Source organism: bacterium (genome assembly GCA_013360215.1).
In the GTDB taxonomy this organism is placed as follows: domain Bacteria; phylum CLD3; class CLD3; order SB21; family SB21; genus JABWCP01.
In genome coordinates this window covers 25,733-43,529 of sequence record JABWCP010000031.1, presented here as the reverse complement: position 1 = coordinate 43,529, position 17,797 = coordinate 25,733, and the positions used below count along the sequence as shown (strand labels likewise).

14 protein-coding genes are annotated in these 17,797 nt (G+C 42.3%); all 14 read right to left on the bottom strand.

Features of this window, described 5'->3' with window-relative positions:
* On the bottom strand, positions 1-1,409 hold a 1,409-nt coding region (locus tag HUU58_14175), incomplete at its 3' end, for a hypothetical protein (GenBank protein NUN46820.1).
* A 9-nt stretch (positions 1,410-1,418) separates the two neighbouring features.
* Positions 1,419-2,945 (bottom strand): hypothetical protein, encoded by a 1,527-nt coding sequence (locus HUU58_14170; protein ID NUN46819.1) that lies wholly within the window; start codon positions 2,943-2,945, stop codon positions 1,419-1,421.
* Entirely contained in the window at positions 2,942-4,009 is a 1,068-nt protein-coding gene (locus tag HUU58_14165; protein NUN46818.1) for an undecaprenyl/decaprenyl-phosphate alpha-N-acetylglucosaminyl 1-phosphate transferase, read from the bottom strand. The genes HUU58_14170 and HUU58_14165 overlap by 4 nt, the downstream gene beginning before the upstream one ends.
* Before the next feature lie 21 nt (positions 4,010-4,030).
* A complete protein-coding gene (locus HUU58_14160) occupies positions 4,031-4,831 on the bottom strand; it encodes a WecB/TagA/CpsF family glycosyltransferase (protein ID NUN46817.1) in 801 nt (266 codons plus the stop codon).
* Positions 4,828-6,552 carry a hypothetical protein gene (locus HUU58_14155; GenBank protein ID NUN46816.1) on the bottom strand — a complete coding sequence of 575 codons (1,725 nt, stop codon included), beginning with the start codon at positions 6,550-6,552 and terminating at the stop codon, positions 4,828-4,830. The genes HUU58_14160 and HUU58_14155 overlap by 4 nt, the downstream gene beginning before the upstream one ends.
* Positions 6,533-7,723: a delta-aminolevulinic acid dehydratase gene (locus HUU58_14150; GenBank protein NUN46815.1), complete on the bottom strand. Its 1,191-nt coding sequence runs from the start codon at positions 7,721-7,723 to the stop codon at positions 6,533-6,535. The genes HUU58_14155 and HUU58_14150 overlap by 20 nt, the downstream gene beginning before the upstream one ends.
* Before the next feature lie 27 nt (positions 7,724-7,750).
* Entirely contained in the window at positions 7,751-9,988 is a 2,238-nt protein-coding gene (locus HUU58_14145; protein NUN46814.1) for a Gfo/Idh/MocA family oxidoreductase, read from the bottom strand.
* A 36-nt stretch (positions 9,989-10,024) separates the two neighbouring features.
* Positions 10,025-11,884, bottom strand: a complete 1,860-nt coding sequence (asnB, locus tag HUU58_14140; GenBank protein NUN46813.1) for an asparagine synthase (glutamine-hydrolyzing) — start codon at positions 11,882-11,884, stop codon at positions 10,025-10,027.
* A 43-nt stretch (positions 11,885-11,927) separates the two neighbouring features.
* Positions 11,928-12,089 (bottom strand): hypothetical protein, encoded by a 162-nt coding sequence (locus HUU58_14135; GenBank protein NUN46812.1) that lies wholly within the window; start codon positions 12,087-12,089, stop codon positions 11,928-11,930.
* Positions 12,090-12,117: 28 nt separating this feature from the next.
* Entirely contained in the window at positions 12,118-12,840 is a 723-nt protein-coding gene (locus HUU58_14130) for a glycosyltransferase family 2 protein (GenBank protein NUN46811.1), read from the bottom strand.
* A complete protein-coding gene (locus HUU58_14125; GenBank protein NUN46810.1) occupies positions 12,827-13,984 on the bottom strand; it encodes a glycosyltransferase family 4 protein in 1,158 nt (385 codons plus the stop codon). The genes HUU58_14130 and HUU58_14125 overlap by 14 nt, the downstream gene beginning before the upstream one ends.
* Before the next feature lies 1 nt (position 13,985).
* The gene (locus tag HUU58_14120) at positions 13,986-15,194 is read right to left on the bottom strand and encodes an SGNH/GDSL hydrolase family protein (GenBank protein ID NUN46809.1); all 1,209 of its coding nucleotides are present in this window, start codon (positions 15,192-15,194) and stop codon (positions 13,986-13,988) included.
* Between the two features lie 5 nt (positions 15,195-15,199).
* On the bottom strand, positions 15,200-16,603 hold the full coding sequence (locus tag HUU58_14115) for a hypothetical protein (protein NUN46808.1): 1,404 nt from the start codon (positions 16,601-16,603) through the stop codon (positions 15,200-15,202).
* Positions 16,596-17,726: a glycosyltransferase family 4 protein gene (locus tag HUU58_14110; protein ID NUN46807.1), complete on the bottom strand. Its 1,131-nt coding sequence runs from the start codon at positions 17,724-17,726 to the stop codon at positions 16,596-16,598. The genes HUU58_14115 and HUU58_14110 overlap by 8 nt, the downstream gene beginning before the upstream one ends.
* Between the last annotated feature and the right edge of the window lie 71 nt (positions 17,727-17,797).

The following is a 17,797-nucleotide window of genomic DNA, read 5'->3' as shown; positions in this document are numbered from 1 at the left end:
TCGTAATCCACGTCAAAATAATCCGTCATTTTTTCACGCAAAACGCTCGGCGCAAACGGGCGGAATGATTCGCGGTATTTGATCTTCAGGTTCATTACGGATTGCATTTTCGTAGAACGGGCGTCGCCGATGATACTGCGTGAGCCCAATGCACGCGGGCCGAATTCCATACGGTTTTGAAACCAACCCACGACCTTTTCGTCGGCTAGGATGCCGGCGACGGATTGTACCATAGCAGAGCGATCGTGTTTTTTGTAAGGGATATCGTGGGATATTAAATAGGCTTCAATTTCGGCGTCCGTAAAATCAGGACCGAGGTACGAAGCAAACTGTGTATCATTTTTATTATCGGCGTTGCGCGGGTTGTTGGCATATTGATACCAACCGAAAAGTGCGGCACCCAATGCGCTGCCTGCGTCGCCTGCGGCCGGTTGTATCCATACATTTTCAAAAACACGTTCTTTGAGAAGTTTGCCGTTGGCCACGCAATTGAGCGCCACCCCGCCGGCCAAACAGAGATTTTTTTGACCGGTGATTTTCCGTACATGTTTGGACATACGCATCATTATTTCTTCGGTGACCACTTGCACGGACTTGGCTAGATCCATTTCACGTTGCCCCAGGCGGCTTTCCGGTTTACGCGGCGGTCCGCCGAAGATTGCGTCAAATTTAGCATTGGTCATTGTGAGGCCTGCGGCGAAATCAAAATAGTCCATATTCATCCGAAACGACCCGTCTTCTTTGAGGTCAATCAGATGTTTGTAGATCAGATCGACGTATTTGGGTTCGCCGTACGGAGCAAGACCCATGACTTTGTATTCGCCTGAATTAACTTTAAATCCCGTATAATACGTAAATGCGGAATACAAGAGACCGAGTGAATGCGGGAAATGAATTTCGTAGTCTATTTGTATTTTATTCCCGCGCCCGGTTCCAAAACTGGTCGTAGTCCATTCACCGACACCATCGATCGTCAAAAAGGCGGCATCTTGAAACGGAGACGGGAAAAAAGCCGCTGCAGCGTGCGATTCGTGATGTTCCGGATATATGATTTTTCCTTTAAAGCCCGGTAACTCCTCCAGCAGAAGCTCCTGCATCCAGAGTTTTTTTCTGATCCACTGCGGCATGGCCTTGATAAACGAATTGAATCCTATCGGCGCATAAGCAAAATAAGTACGAAGCAATCGTTCAAATTTGACGAGCGGTTTTTCATAAAACGCGACGACGTCAATTTGCGACATATCAATACCGGCTGTTTTAAGACAAAATTCCACGGCGTGTTTTGGAAAATTATCATCGTGTTTTTTTCGAGTAAAACGCTCTTCTTGTGCAGCGGCGATGATCTTTCCGTCGCGTACCAAGGCGGCCGCCGAATCATGATAAAAACAGGATATGCCGAGAATGTTCATTGCTTAGTCCTATATGTTAAGATATCGATCTATCTGATAATTAAGTGAAACAAATACATTCAAGTAATGCCGCAGAGGAGTTTTTTTGTTAGAACGGTTGCGGACATTGTCAGTTGATATTTTACAAGTAGCCCAGAAATTATGAGCGTGAAAATAATCGGCCTGAATGCCTAATCGCCACGTTTTTTCGACTAAACCTCTGGGAAATTTGCCCACGGTCATGGTCGAATCGGTAAAATCATGACTGCTCAAATTGCGCTCGCCTTGGCGAAAAAAACCACTTTCCAAAGACAACAACCAACGCTCAAAACCAAAATAGCGCCACATCAGTATCCATGCATCGCGATCATTACGCGGGCTGCCAAGACCCAATCCATTATGGGTGTAGGATTGCCATGGACGCGATGATTTAATGTTGTACGTATAAGAGCTGACACGTTCGTAATCGAGCTGGGCTTGAGACGATGGGAGACCGGGATTATTAATAATACCTGTGATCAGAAATCCCAGCCGATCCGGCGATGTCTTTCGATTCGGCGCCGGTTTGTCCGGGCCGTCGAGAATCAAATCGTCGACGAGGAACTGACCTTTAAACACAAACCGACCTAACGGTACATACGCATCGAAAGCGATATTTTCATTCGCATCGCCGCCGCCATTTAATTGCGCTTCGGCAAAAATATTGACGGGATTGAGGTATTTCCAATTTATCGGCTGTGTCTTATCGGCATTTCCATGAATAACGGATTCGGTGATACCCAGATTAATACCGTGAGGCAGACGAATATCCATCCTGTGCGCAGAAAAATACCGCCCCGCATTGTACGCGTGATCTAACTGCGCAACAAAGCTTCGAATAGATATCCTTCTTGTAGTCCAAGATAGTTCGATCCGCTCATAGGGATACGGATTGGCAGACACAATGAGGCTTTTATTTTCAAAAGGTCCCCAGTTTGTCGAATAATGACCGACGGTTAATCGAACATTCTTCCATTGAAGAAGAGCATAGGCATCGGGGAGATATGCGCCACCGATACTTTGTTTACGCCCCTGATAATTGGTGTCCCGGCGCAGTGCATGATCTATGCGCGCGCGCAAATGTATGGCGAAATTATCCGATGATATTTCGAGGTTGGGTTTCACAAAATAATCGCCATGCGTATCTTTTTGCTGGCGACGCAGCGATAACCGGCCTTCCAATGAAGTGCGAATCAGAGTCGTATCCACACAGGCGACCTCTTCTGCAACATCCGATAATTCTTCCCGGATATGTTGGATCCATTTTTTTTCAGCAGAAGAAAGATCGGTCGGGTTCAATTTTTTTACCGCCCCGAATACTTCTTTTCGCGTATAAGGCCTTACCGAAGGGTTGAGCGAAGTCAAATGCCCGCGATCCTGGAGAAGAGTGATGTAAGAATACATCCAGTGATCTATGGGAATAAAAACGGACGCGGAATGATCGGCATGAGTTTGTGCGTGAAGCGCACAGGAACCGAAGATACCGTAGATGATTACGATGCGGATGATATTTTTCACAGATCGTCTGTTTCCTGATCTTCTTCAGTTTTCTTTTTAAAATCCGTTATCATGCGGATAAAAAGAAAAATAAATATGAGTACAAAAAACAAAACGCCGACCGTGAATGTGCCGGATTTATTATATACGGCAAAGAGGAATGCCATCGTCGCAAAGAAAAGGCATATGACGTATAAAAAAATAACCGTTTTGGGATGAGAATATCCGTACGATAAAAGAATATGATGTATATGCTCACGATCTGCCGTAAAAATACTTTTCCCTGCGCGTGCTCTCCGAAAAATAGCCAGTGCCGTATCAATGACGGGATAGCCCAAAGCAATAAAAGGAACTAATATCGCAAAGCTGACGGCCGATTTTTGAGAGCTGATCAAACCCAACGCAGAAATCATCAAACCGATAAACATGCTTCCGGTATCGCCCATAAAAATTTTAGCCGGATAAAAATTATGCCTCAAAAAACCGAGTATGCTCCCGGCTAATCCCAGCGCGATCAATGCCACGTATGTTTTTTCAAGATACAGAGCGATGAGGAAAATAGTCATTGTAACGATAAGCGAAACACCGGATGCCAATCCATCCAGACCGTCCACGAGGTTGATCGCGTTAATAACGCCGATGACCCAAAAAATGGTAACCGGATAATTCCATACACCAAGCTCAATAGATCCACCGAACGGGTTGGATAAACTGCCCATAGAAATGTCAAATGCTATCAAAATCAAAGCTGCCGCGATTTGCGTAAAAAGTTTGTAAATCGCACGAACATTATATACATCATCAAAAACACCAACGACGGCGATAAATGTTCCTGCAACGAGCAGGCCTACGAATTGAGTGATTTTTTCATCAAAAGCAGCGCCTTTAAGAGCATAGGCCGTTAATACGGCGACAACAAATCCTAAATAGATTGCAACACCGCCAAGGCGAGGAATCGCTCTCGTATGGACTTTGCGTGCATCCGGTTGGTCAATAACGCCGCGCGCCAAAAGTTTTTTGCGAAGCATCGGTGTAACACCGACGGCGATTATAAGTCCGGCGAGAAATGTAGCTATAAAAGACAAAGTGAATTCCTGAAATGAATTTTAATTTTTTTTGAAATCGTCGGTCTGTACATCCGTATTGATACCAAACCATTTTTTCAAAAGCACAAGGGTGGCAAATTTGGGCAGCGCCAGCATACGTGGAGCGCGAAACGGCTGTTGTAATAATCGGAAAAGCCACTCCAAATGCAGGCGTAACATCCATCGCGGAGGACGGGGAACATGCCCTGTGATCGCGTCAAAACTGCCGCCTACACCCATGAGCAAAGGTATGGAGATATTTTGATGAGTACAAGCTTTCTGTATCGCCTGTATCCAGTTTTCCTGCACCAGTGCACCCATTGCAACAAATACCATGTCAGGGCGGGCATCAATGATTTGCTGAACTGTTTTTTGTTTTTCATCGTCACTTGAAAAATAACCGTGGCGAAAGCCAGCAATTTGCGCACCGGCGTGGTGCGTCGCAATGTATTGTACGGCTTCGGATACAACGGTTTCTGAAGCGCCGAGAAGGAAAATTTTGTATCCGGATTGAGCCGCCATGGCAAAAAGGTCCAGCATCAGATCGCAACCGGGAATCGGTTTAAATTTATTTCCGGAGAAAACACTCATAGCCCAACTGATACCGAACGCGTCAGGGTATACCATATCCGCCTGCATAATGTGACGAACGAGGTCGGCTTCGTTGCGTGAACGGATCACTTTGATAGGGTTGAGTGCCATGAGATGGCGTGAAGCATCACGCACGGTGATCCAGCGGTTAATCTCCGACAGCAGAGATCGCCGATCCAATGTAGTCGTCGGAAAACCAAGTACGCGTATGGTATGCAAGGTATCGATCATGGGCGCGTTGACCAGTCCACTTCGACGATATAGTTACCGATAGCCAAAGCGTGTAATCGGCTTTGTTCGTAGGCTTTGATCGCTTCTTCCGGCGAGCGCACGATCGGCTCCTCATGCATATTGAAACTGGTATTGACCAAAATCGAATGCCCTGTGCGCTGTTTATAAGCTTTTAGGATGCGATAATACGAGGCGTTAAGATCTTCGGTGACCAATTGCGGTCTGGCCGTTTGATCAACGTGTGTGATGGCCGGCGCCGTGTCAGCACATTTTTGGGTTACGCTGTACGTAATGGTCATATGTTCCGCAGAGTAGGCGCGGTTGGGATCATAATCGGTGAGGTATTCATGCGCGTCTTCTTTAAGTAACACCGGTGCAAACGGCATGAATTCCGTACGATTCAGCTGATCGTTGAGCCACGCATTGACCGTACGATCCTGGCAATGATAGAGAATCGAGCGATTGCCCAGCGCGCGCGGACCGTACTCCATACCGCCGTTAAAACGCGCGACAATTTTTTTCTCCGAGAGCAATCGGCCTATTTCATCTTCTACGTTGTCATAGCGTTTGTAGGGGAATCCGGATTGCCGGAGCGCCGTTTCAATTTCACTGTCGTTGTACGAAGTGCCCAAATATACATCGTGCAAACGATAGGGTTGGCACGTTCCTTTTTGCTGACGAAATACCTCAAAAGCCGCGCCCGTAGACAATCCGCCGTCTCCCATGTTGGGGAAAACATAAACTTCTTCGACCCCGGTGGATTTCCATACATCTTGGTTGAGTTTGACATTAGAAAATACACCGCCGCTCAATGCGATGCGCTTACGGCCGGTTTTACGTACAACGTCTTTTGCGTAGGCCGTAACCATATCTTCAAGATGTTTTTGGATTCCTGCAGCAATGTCTTCTTTACTGAATCCTTCGAGCTGTTTTTGAAGATGCGCCATTTCACCTTGGAGCCATCCGCCACGGTTATCAAAACGAAATTTGTTTGAATCATAGGCGATACGTTCACTAAAGATAGCGGCTGTTTGATCAGACTTGCCGAATGCGGCGAGCCCGGTAACCTTGCCTTCGTGACGCAGCGCGATAAAACCGAGCAAATGGGTCACATAACAATAATAGAAACCCGGTGAATGATAAGCAGGAATGGAGTTGATCAGTTTCATCGTACCGTTTTCACAATCGTACACGCGCGAACACCAACCGTCACCACTGGCATCCAGCGTGATGGTCACGCAGTCATTCCAACCCGACGTATAATAAGCCGACGTCGCATGGGATAAATGGTGATCAATAAAATGAATGGGTGCGTGAATACCCGCCGCGCTGAGAGCCGAATCAATTTCAGAAGTGCCGCGGAAAAAAGAAGATTCGAATACTTTTCGCGTTAGTTTAGTGCCGATTTCCGTTCCCATCAAAAGCCCGGTCAGGGGTGTACGGCTGAGTTCGGCAAAAATACGACGAAAACCACCGACGGATTTGTAACCAAACTCCATAGGTTTGGCACGTGTGGAACTGGTACCGGCGATCGCTACGGCTTGAATAGCACCCGGCTTTATTTGCGCCAAACGCAAACATTCGGGGATTGAAAGCGTCGGAAAGCCCCAATACATTTTTTTTCGATTGAGACGTTCTTCATTGATTGCAGAAATGATCTTGCCGTCAATCATTACACAAGCTCCGGCATCATGACCGGTGCTAATACCGAGAATAACCATGAATCTCCTTAAACGTATCGTAAAATAGCAGATGCGCTAAACCGTAATATGACCAGGCTTGAACCCATCGCATATAAGGTATCTTGTTTATATAATTCGGATGCTTTTGAAAGTAAAAATATCCTTTCGGTGAACGCATATGGAGCAACGTCCAATCGCGAACATGATCCCGAATATTTGAAGCCCGCTGATCCAGTCCGCCTAAACGCGTAAGCGTCACAAAAGCTTGAGCCGGACTGTGCGCGTCGATCGGATATATTCTGTCGTGATAATACTTGGGTGTTCCGTCCTCTAAAAAGAAATTCTCTATGTAATAACGAAAACCGGTTTTTATCGCATTCACAGGTGTTTGATCGCCCGTTCCGCGGACATACCAATCCAGGGAATCCAGCACAAACCCGGTATGAAAGCTATCAATCCAATGCTGGATCGTTTCTTCGGCATAATACCAGGAGCCGTCGGGGCGCTGATAATGTAAAACATATTCGGCGCTGGCTTTGGCATAATCATATAATTCTTTTTCTTTGGTATGGGCATAAACCCTTGCCAGAAGACCCGCACCGAGAATGTTGGCGTTATGTACTTTGAGCCGATCTATCGGTGTATAGCTAAACGAAAGTCGGTCACCCTCCCGGGTATGATACAGATCGCGCATGATAAAATCACACGCCGAACGTGCCTTCACTAAAAACTCTTCGCGGCCTGTCGCAATAAACGCATCAACGAAAGCCTGAGCGACAAACGACGTATTGACGATGGTCGGCGTATATTTGGGTACAAAGAACACACGGCTTTGCCAGTCAAAATTATAACCCCAACAACTGCCCGAATAACCCTGACTTTCATTTTGGCGGAGCAAAGTAGTCAAATGTTCCAGCGATTTCAAATAATTTTTATCATCGGTTGCGCGGTAAGCCATTGCCGTGGCCGACAAGAAAAGTCCCAGGCCTTTGGGGTTGTGGCCGGGCTTTACAAATAAAACAGGGCGAAGATTGATTGGGCATTTTTTGATGAACTGAATCGCAGCAATACGAAGATATTTATGTGGCTTTGTAATAAAACTTAGGAACGGAGAGATCAACGCATCATAGCAATCATATCCGCTATAGTCACGTTGTTGTATGTATCGTTCCAGTTTTTGAAATGCGTCACGTGTGGTGGTGAGATCCATAAATGCTGTTATACAGGGGGAGATTGATTAGTCTGTTTTTAGGTGTTCGGTGTAGATGCGAGATAACCCGGAAAGAAAATCCTGACGGTCATCCAACACAATATCAACCGGGCGACCGAGTTGAAGCGATTCGAGAATTTTGAACGTGGCAATCATCGCATTGACGGATTCGCGTAAGGGGATCGGTGCGTCTTGACCGGACTGAATTGATCCGATAAAAGATTCCACACACTGTTTGTAACCTTTCTCCTGCCTGGAGCCGCCAAAAGTTTTCGTTTTTCCGTTGCGCGTCAGAGTGCACTTTTTGAAATCATCAATCACCGCGACTGAGTTTTCGCAATACATTTCGATACGTTCTTTGGGGAACGATTTGTCGCCCACAGCAACGTATTCGATCGTTCCGATCGAACCATCGCGAAACTTAAACGTAATAGAAGCGTTATCATGAGCGATCAGCGAATCCAGATTGCTTGAGATCGTGTCCGCATACACTTTGATCGGCAGAGAACCCGTAAGATACATGATCAGGTCAACAAAGTGGCAGACTTCGCCGATTATGCGACCTCCGCCTTGCGCCGCATCCTGAGTCCAGTGTTCTTTGGGGACGAATCCGGCATTGATGCGATAATGTATCATCGCCGGTTGTACTTTTTTATCAAAAAATTTTCTTACCTCTTGAATCGTCGGAGAAAAACGACGATTAAATCCGACCATCACGCGTCCGCCGGTTTGATTGTGCGTGTCAATGACGGACTGAAGCTGTTCCATATTGAGCGCCAGAGGTTTCTCGACAAAAACGGATTTACCTTTACGTAAACATTGATTCACTTGATCCGCATGTTGGTGATGGCGCGTAGCTATAAAAACGGTATCAATATCCGTATGCGTTGCTATCGAACGATCATCGGAGGCTGCTTCGCGGAATTTGAATTTTTTAGCAACGCCCGACGAGGTGACCCCTTTGGATGTAGCAACTGCGATAAGTTGAACGCGTTTGTTTTTTTTCAAATGGGGCAATAAATAATTTTGCGCAAAACTTCCTGCACCGATAAAACCAATGCGAACGCGTCCTTCGAGCGGAGGGAATTCGCTCGATTCCCGGATTTGAAATACCGTATCGCTGCTATCCGGCGTGCGATGATCATACGTCAAAAGCAACCCGATATGCGGCTCTTTGGTCTTGGATTTACCGGTAATAAGGTCGTAAGCCTGTATCGCGTCTTCGATTTTAAAACGATGGGTAGTAACCGACTGGAGGTCGATTTTTTTGGCATCAATCAGATCCAAAAAAGCCTGCATGTTTCGGTTTTCTGTCCAGCGGACATACCCATACGGATAATCTATCCCGCCTTCTTCGTACTTCACATCATAGCGACCGGGACCGTAACTCCGCGAAAATCGCACATCAATTTCTTTTTCATAAAAGGGACTGCGGGGTACATTAGCCGGTACGGCACCGACGATAACCATATTCCCTTTATTACGACAAATATCTCCGGCGAGAATGATCGGTTCATTGCCGGACGTAGCGGCTGTAATAATCGCGCTATCCACACCGTACCCGCGCGTAAGCTTTTGCAGCATAGCATCCATATCGTCGGTCGGTGACAGAGCATAATCGGCACCCATTGATTTGGCCCGTGCGCATGCATTGGGGTTGATATCAAAACCGACAACGCGGCATCCGGCGGATTTTAACATCTGCACGGTGAGAAGTCCCAGAAGGCCAAGCCCAATCACTGCGACATTGTCACCGACAGTGACTTCCGATTGGCGAATACCCTGCAAAGCAATCGCACCCAGCGTGGCGTAAGCGGCTTCGTCCAGCGGAACCTGCTCCGGTACTTTTACGGCCAGATTGATTGGTACATATACGACTTCCGAATGCGATGCATAACCTTGTCCTGCGCATGCCACGCGATCACCGACGGCAAACTCAGTAACGCCCTCTCCGACAGCAACAACATAACCGGCAGAGCTATAACCGAGCGGCACCGGCGTATCCAGTTTATTTTTGACCAATTGCAATGTAGCCAGGACGCCGTCCCGTTTTGCAACTTGAAGAACTTTTTTTACAAGGTCCGGCCGGCTTTTGGCTTTACCTACTAAACTTTTTTGAGCCGTTTCGACGGTAGTACGTTCCGTGCCGGCGCTGATCAGAGAATACATCGTGCGTACAAGAATGCCGCCGGGTTGTATGGTCGGAACGGGAACATTATCAACTTTGAGTTCGCCGGTGTTATAATTTTGAATGACTTGGAGCAAGAGGAGAATCCAATATTTTTAATTGTTATTAGTATATTAATCGATGAATTGACGATACCAAAGCTCCAAACACAAGAGCTGCCATAATTGATTGCTATTATAATTTTTTCCGGATTCTTCTTCTTCACGAAGACATGAAATAGCTTTAGGATTAAAAAGCTGGCGCTTTGCGATTTGTCTTTCAGACAGCGCATCATCTAGCATGGGTTTCAAATCTTTGGATAGCCACGAGCGAATAGGTGCGCCGAAACCGGCTTTTTTTCGCCAAATAATTTCTTTGGGAACTATTCCCTCCATCGATTTTTTGAACGCATATTTGCGAGTGGTGCCATTAAGTTTGAGGCGTGAAGGCATCCGGCCAAGCATTTCGATCAATTTATAATCAAGAAAAGGCTCGCGAACCTCAATGGAAGTGGCCATACTCATTTTATCGGTATACATGAGGTTGAGGCAGGGTAAAAATGTTTTAATATCCACATACATCATTTGTGCCAACGCATCGCCGTGAGTCATTCGGTCGAAGTACATAGCATGTTCGTGCATAGGATCAGCCTGTGCATGTTGGAGTGTACTCTGAAAGTCGTGGGTGTATAATGATTTCTTTTCTTCTTCAGAAAAATACGTACGGTACCCCATATAACGCTCTCTAAATGGCAACGTCGAAGAACGGTCAAATTTCTTGAGATTACGAAATAACGCGGACTGTGCGCCGGGTAGCGTTTGAATCAAAGGTGAAATGATCCCTTTGCGCATAAAACCGGGAATGTATTCATACCACGAAGCCATGTGCGCTGCAAGGTATCGCGGATACCCGCCGAATACCTCATCTCCTCCCACTCCGCTGAGTAAGACCGTCAAGGTTTCGCGTGATGCTTTGCATACGAGGTATGTGGTAATAGCTGCAGGATCTGCAAGCGGTTCATCCATGTGCCAAACCAGTTTTGGGAGCAGATCAGCCACATCGGGACGAACAATGATCTCATGATAATCGATAGGGAATTTTTGAGAAGCTAATCGGGCAAATTCCAAGTCGCTTCCTATAACATCGTCTTTCATATCCTCGGGAGGAAATCCGATAGTATACGTGCTGATTTTTTTGTCAGTCATGCGTGCCATCATAGCTACAATTGCAGTCGAATCAATACCACCGCTGAGAAAAGCGCCAAGTGGTACTTCGCTGATCAAGCGATCTTTGACAGAACGTGCCAAATGATGCCGGATTTCATCGTACCATTGTGCGTCGGATATATTCGGCTGAGGATCAAATGTAAGATCCCAATAACATTCTGTACGCAATGTAGAATTTTCCAAAACGGCAAAATGCCCTGGGGGAAGTTTATAAATGTTCTTAAAACCAGTATGCGGATCTGGTATCCATAGGAATGACATGTAGGCGTTGATAGCCTCAGGATCTACTTGACGGGGTGCATCGGGAAACTTTAAAAGTGATTTTATTTCCGAGCCAAATACAAATTGCGAACCCGAATGCCAATAGTACAAAGGTTTTACGCCTAATCTGTCACGTGCTATAAAGAGTCGTTCTCGTTGTGTATCCCAGATCGCAAATGCAAACATCCCATTCAGTTTTTGTAGACAGCGGGAACCCCACGCTTGATATGCATGGATGATAACTTCGGTATCAGAATTGGTTTTGAATGAATACCCTTTAGCAATCAACTCGATACGGACTTCTTTATAATTATATATTTCGCCGTTGAAAACAATCCAAAGAGATTGGTCGGAATTGGAAAGAGGTTGGTGACCGCCGGCAACATCGATAATAGATAACCGACGAAAACCCAGCGCCGCTTTTTTATCAAAAAAAGTGCCGTCGTCATCCGGTCCGCGATGAGCAATAACATCCGTCATCGCTTTCAAAAGAGATGGACGATCCAAATTCTCAGCGCTGATAAAGCCAACAATTCCGCACATAGTGATATTAAAATAATGTGTAAATAAACGGCGCCAATCCTGAACCTTGAGCAAATACGAGCAGTAATCCAAAAAGCACAAGTACTATAACCATCGGTATCATCCACCACAGTTTTTTTTCCCATAAGAACTGCAAAAGCTGACCAAATATTGAGAGTTTATTCATCATACCCATGTTTTCATCCTTATAAATAAGCTTATTTGAATAGATTATATTTTATTATGCACCAAATGGCTGAAAAACCGTCTTTCCAGTTGATTTTTTTTCCTTCTGCATAGGTGCGACCGTGATATGAAATGCCCACTTCATAAATGCGAATGTCTTTGATTTTTGCGATTTTGGCAGTGACTTCCGGTTCAAAGCCAAATCGATTTTGTTCTAGGCGGATATTCCTAATGATTTCGCTGCGAAATACCTTATAACATGTCTCCATATCAGTCAGGTTCAGATTAGAGAACATATTGGATAATGTAGTTAGAAATTTATTACCTAAGTAATGCCAATAATACAAAACTCTATGTGCATCTGATCCGGCAAAACGCGATCCATAAACAACGTCAGCTTTATTATCAATTATCGGTGTTATCAGCTTTATATATTCGTTAGGATCATATTCTAAATCAGCATCTTGTATGATTATGATATCACCACTTGCGTGTTGGAATCCGGTTCTTAAGGCGGCCCCTTTTCCCGTGTTAGTAGTATGGTAGATTGTTTTAGTTACGAGCGATTGAAGCTCATTTTCTAGCAGATCACGTGTGCCATCCGTCGAACAATCATCGACTATAATAGTTTCTTTTATTAAAGTTTGTGCATTTATGGTCAATGGTGCATTGCGTACGGCTTCAATAATAGATCGAATACTATTTACTTCATTAAATACAGGAATGATAACGCTTACTGTATCAATTTTTTTCATAATTTGCTTTCTCAATAATTAATACAGTATTTCTGATGCAATTGTCCCATGACATATTATTGGCTTGTATTTTACCGTTCTTTATTAAGTTAGCCCTTAGATTTTTATTGTTTATCACCGCATTAATAGCGTCTGCAAAACAATTTATATCATGTGGGTTTACGGATAGGACGGCTTCTTTTACTTTTGTTTCATATCCATGCGTATTAGAACATATGATCGGCGCTCCAGCAGCCATTGCTTCGTATATCGAATTTCCAAAACTTTCTGTCTGAGAAGGGAATGCGTAAACACTAGCCCACTGATAAAAATGCTTCAAATCCTGATGCGGTAAAAAATCAATGAATCGTACAACTTCAGATAGTTTGAGGTCAGTTATTAAATCTTTGAGATATTTTCCGTAGCTTTCAAAACTACTGGCTCCCTTGCCAATTAAAACTAGTTGGAAATCGGTTTTCTTTGATTTTCGGTATTTATCAAATGCTAAGATCAGTTTGTCATGGTTCTTATAACTCCATAAAGCTGAAACATATAGGATAAAAGGAGGTTTTATATTCCATTTTTTCCATAGCGTATCTGCGGCGTCAGAGTTTTTTTCACTGCCAAAAAGTTGAATGTCTATGCCGTGTGAAATTACCTCTATGTTATTATCTGATATGTTGAGGTGTTTAATGATTTCAAGTTTAGTATGATAAGAAGGGGTAATTATGATTGCGGCCTTCTTAGCACTTAAAGGAGCTATTATAGATCGGTAAAATGAGCGTATGAGATTTACGCCGTGTGATTTTGTGTTGTATATCAACATACTTCGTATTGCCAAGACAAAAGGCTTTCGGTAGAAAATAGATGCGTAATTGTTAGGAAAAAACATAACATCTACTCGATGATGATCGGAAAACAATGGCAACAAAATGTGTTCGCATACTAACCGTTGAACAGTTCTCGCGGAAAGTGGTAATTCAACTACCACATTAGTTGAAGTATTGTCTGGAAATTCAATAACTTTTGATTCGCCTTTAGAAAAAAACCAAACGAACTCATTATTAGTTTTGATTTCGCCGAGCGTTTTTGCGAAATTTTTTAAATAGGTCTGTCCGCCTGTGTCTTGTGAAACAGCGCCTAAAGCGCAAATACCTATACGCATATTATTGTTTTACAGTCGCTTTCTCATGAAATAATGCCTCGTATATGAATTCTGCCGCAAAACGATTGCCCGATACATTCCAATGTATTCCGTTATATAAAACAGAATCGCCTAACTCTTTTTTTGAGATATATTGCCGAAAATCAAGTAAAGGTATATTGGATGTGTCTGAAATTTTTTTAAGCATTGTCGATGGGACATCGGGACTCCATTCATGATCTTCAAGGGAGAATTTTTCTTTGGTTTTTTTCCAATCGGAGTCATAAACTTCAATACGATCCGGAATATAAAACATAACCAATCGCGTGCCGATTTCTTTTGATTTCTTATTTAATTCATAAATAATGCGCGAAGTTTTCTGCCAAGCGGTATTCATAAAAAAATTATTATATTTTTTATATACCGAAAATGATGATGCTGAAGAATCTGAAATAGAGTTTAAATTAGCGGCGGTAGCAGCCAGTGTTGATTCAGAAATAAATCCAAAATGCGACAATGTTTGTGAAATTCGAGGGTATTTTGTCAAAATGATTTGAGTAACGATCGGATACAGGGCCATTTCTCTAAAAAGATTTTTAATGGATTCTTGACGGTATGGTTCCTGTAACGGAGTATTTGTTAATATGAGTGAATCATTCCTAATTTGAAAAAACGGTTTATTATAGTTCCCGTACTTACTTTTATGATTGTAAAAAATGTCGTTTGCTGGATAAACCATGAGTAAAACCATATCCGGTTTATACTTGATACCTTCAATTTCGAAATACAGGAACTCCTGATCCGTTGAATATCCGCCAGTTCCTGCATTGATTACTTCATATCTAATTGAAGATGAATCAAAACTTGAAGTGTTTAGTTTTGATTCAAGAATTTCAGTAAATAGGTCATTGATTTCAACATCATAACCTTCGGTGAATGAATCACCGAGAACAAGAATTCGAAAAGTGTTTGAAGGTTTCTCATAAGTGTACTCTGAATCGCGTAACCCTCGGCTATTAATTTTTTCATGAATTATAACGTCACCTTTGCGAAATTTTCCCTCGGTTAACGGTGTTTTTTCCCACCCCAGTATTGTATGATAACGGGAAAATTTACGAAGGTAAGTCTGCGGCTTCGCCCCGGCAAGGCGCACTAGCAATTCGAGAGTGACTACCGAAAGTACTATTCCAAAAGTAACTAAACTAAAATATTTTATAAATTTTTTAAACATATCAATTAAGTTAAAGAATTAAAAGATGTGCTTGACACATTGAGATTCTTCTGCATTGGTCTATTCAAAGCTAAACTTAAAATTCCAAAAGTGTACCAGCAATAACCGGGATATAAAAGGGGTACAAGCCCTATACTATCAATAATAAACATAAAAAAGATCATAATTGCACCGGTAGAAAAACCATCACGATAAATCATATATATTGCAATAAGTTTGTAAAACACATAACTGACAAAAACTATAAAAGATATCAATCCGATGACCCCATTAGAAACCAATATACGAATCCAATCATTATGCGCAATAATTCCAACATTAAATCGGAATCCGATTAGTTGTTCACTTAAGTCACGGTTCAAGAAATCATCAATCAACATCTGCCATCGTGCAATTCGACCGCCTAATAATGTGTATTCATGTTCAGGGTTTAGGGTTCCTTCAGTGTATTTTATCTCCTTGTAAAGTAACTTTTCTATCTCAATTTGAATAGTATCATTAGTTAAATACGTCATTCCAAATATAAATATAATAATAATTCCGATTAGAATTTTGTTGTTAAGTATCATATAGCAAAGCAACCATATTATAAGTATTGAGATGGCTGCTTTTGAATATCCATAATATATAATTAACAAAAATAAAGGAACGGCTATTAGTAAGAAGGTCACGGAAGATTTGTAATATTTATCTGTGGTTTTTAAAAAATAACTAAAATAAATAAAAATAATTGCCAGCGCTTGTAGAGAATACATGCGCATATTTGAACTATCATAATATAAACCTGAAATTCGTTGTAAATCGCCCGTCGTTCTCAAGACGCGACCTTCAAAAAAGCCAAAAATTTGGGCTAAACCAGTAACTAACGGAAAAATTAAAGAAAGTATTAATATTTGAAAAAAAAATTTCTGCTCTTTCGGAGTTTTGAATAAAATTGGAAATACTATGAAAGCTGCAAACGAATTCAAAAACTGAAGAAAATGACCGATGTATGCTATCATCAAAGAAAACACGCCCTCAATGCCTGTATTTGAAGAGTTAATACAAAAAAGTAAATATGACATTGTATTCAATACCACAAAAATACTAAATAATCTTAAAGCCTTAGAATTAGCTAATTTAGGGCGCGCAATGAGTAAATAAATTAATATCATTATTGGGAAAACAGAACCAACTATTTGTAAAGCATTTAAACCCACGAATGGAATTTTAAATAACCATGTCGCATCTATAATTGGCTTTGTCAACAATAAAACCAATATCGCCTTTTTTATACTGGTTGTGATTAGATAACCCAAGGCAACGAGAATACCCAACGCTAAAGGGAGTAAGGGGGATATAGTCGCCAAAAATCCGGCAATTACCGTTAAAGAAGCGATCACAGTAAGGGTAACGATTGTTCTAAACATCTATGGCTACCAAGGCCTTAGTAAAAGAGTTTGCACTGAGTTTTATGCTAAATTTTTTTTCGCAAAGTTCTCGACTTAACATCTTCAGTGTAAAATATAGAGTCGTTACTGTTAGCACTGAATACATTTTGTCTGCGAAATCAAGAATATTTTTAGGGTCGAAAAGCATTTGACTGTATTTGCATTCGTGGAGTTCACCAGAAATGCCAGCATATTTTGAAACTAGCACAGGCAAACCAGCTGCCATACCCTCTATGGGCACCAATCCATACAGTTCAGTAAGCGATGGAAACACAAGGATATCCATGGATCTAAATAATGAGCGAATATAATCGGATTGTTGAAAACCATGTAAGCGAATGTTGGCCAGTTTCTTAGTTTCGATAAATTGTACTAAGTTTTTGGCTTGGGTGCCATCGCCTATGATGTGTAATTCAAACTTAAAACCTAAATTTGTTTTTTTGCGTTGTATAATACTAAAAGCTTCAATTAATTCAAAAATTCCTTTTCTTTTTTCGAGATGACCGACAAATATAATTTTCTTTACTGTTGGATCAGGATTTTTTTCGTTGGAATAAAAACTATAAAACTGAGTATCTACGGTATTGATCGCGATTCGTATGTCAGATTCGCTTGCACCAATTGAAAGTAAGTATTCTTTTGATTTGTTTCCATATGAAATGAACCCGTCTGACTTCTTAACCATGAACCGCCTGAAAAGCGTCCTTATCCATTGATACGATCGAGTTGAATTTTCATCGATCGTCTCTCCCGACCAGATGAGAGATTTTTTCCTATTGAGTTGACAATACAGTGTACTCCATATTGTCGGAACCGAAAAGCCACCTGTAACTACAATATCTGGATTGAGTTTGAATAACAGCCCTAGTAGCGAAAATGCAAATGAAAAAAAAACCTCGCCTGTAGTTATTTTAGGATCATTCAAAAAAAAATATTGGAAGTTCCACGTGGAAGCATCAAAAGTCCATTTACGCCTTTGATAGCCTTTTGCCAAGAAAACAACAAAAAGTTCGTATCCATGAATTTTAAGTAATGAGTTTATTCGATTGAAAAGTGGAGTTCTGTATGGACTTGGAATGGTTGTAACTATACAAATTTTCATTTTTTTTCAGATTCTCAATGTTTAATAAGATAAGAAAGTAAGAGAATGGCAGTTAAGTCATTCTCCGGTTT

What these genes read in the sequence shown, in the direction of transcription:
- HUU58_14150 (NUN46815.1), bottom strand. Translation starts at nt 7,723, where the DNA reads ATGGATCTCACCACCACACGTGACGCATTTCAAAAACTGGAACGATAC.
- HUU58_14155 (NUN46816.1), bottom strand. Translation starts at nt 6,552, where the DNA reads ATGGTTATTCTCGGTATTAGCACCGGTCATGATGCCGGAGCTTGTGTA.
- HUU58_14110 (NUN46807.1), bottom strand. Translation starts at nt 17,726, where the DNA reads ATGAAAATTTGTATAGTTACAACCATTCCAAGTCCATACAGAACTCCA.
- HUU58_14120 (NUN46809.1), bottom strand. Translation starts at nt 15,194, where the DNA reads ATGTTTAAAAAATTTATAAAATATTTTAGTTTAGTTACTTTTGGAATA.
- HUU58_14115 (NUN46808.1), bottom strand. Translation starts at nt 16,603, where the DNA reads ATGTTTAGAACAATCGTTACCCTTACTGTGATCGCTTCTTTAACGGTA.
- HUU58_14130 (NUN46811.1), bottom strand. Translation starts at nt 12,840, where the DNA reads ATGAAAAAAATTGATACAGTAAGCGTTATCATTCCTGTATTTAATGAA.
- HUU58_14160 (NUN46817.1), bottom strand. Translation starts at nt 4,831, where the DNA reads ATGATCGATACCTTGCATACCATACGCGTACTTGGTTTTCCGACGACT.
- HUU58_14135 (NUN46812.1), bottom strand. Translation starts at nt 12,089, where the DNA reads ATGATGAATAAACTCTCAATATTTGGTCAGCTTTTGCAGTTCTTATGG.
- HUU58_14125 (NUN46810.1), bottom strand. Translation starts at nt 13,984, where the DNA reads ATGCGTATAGGTATTTGCGCTTTAGGCGCTGTTTCACAAGACACAGGC.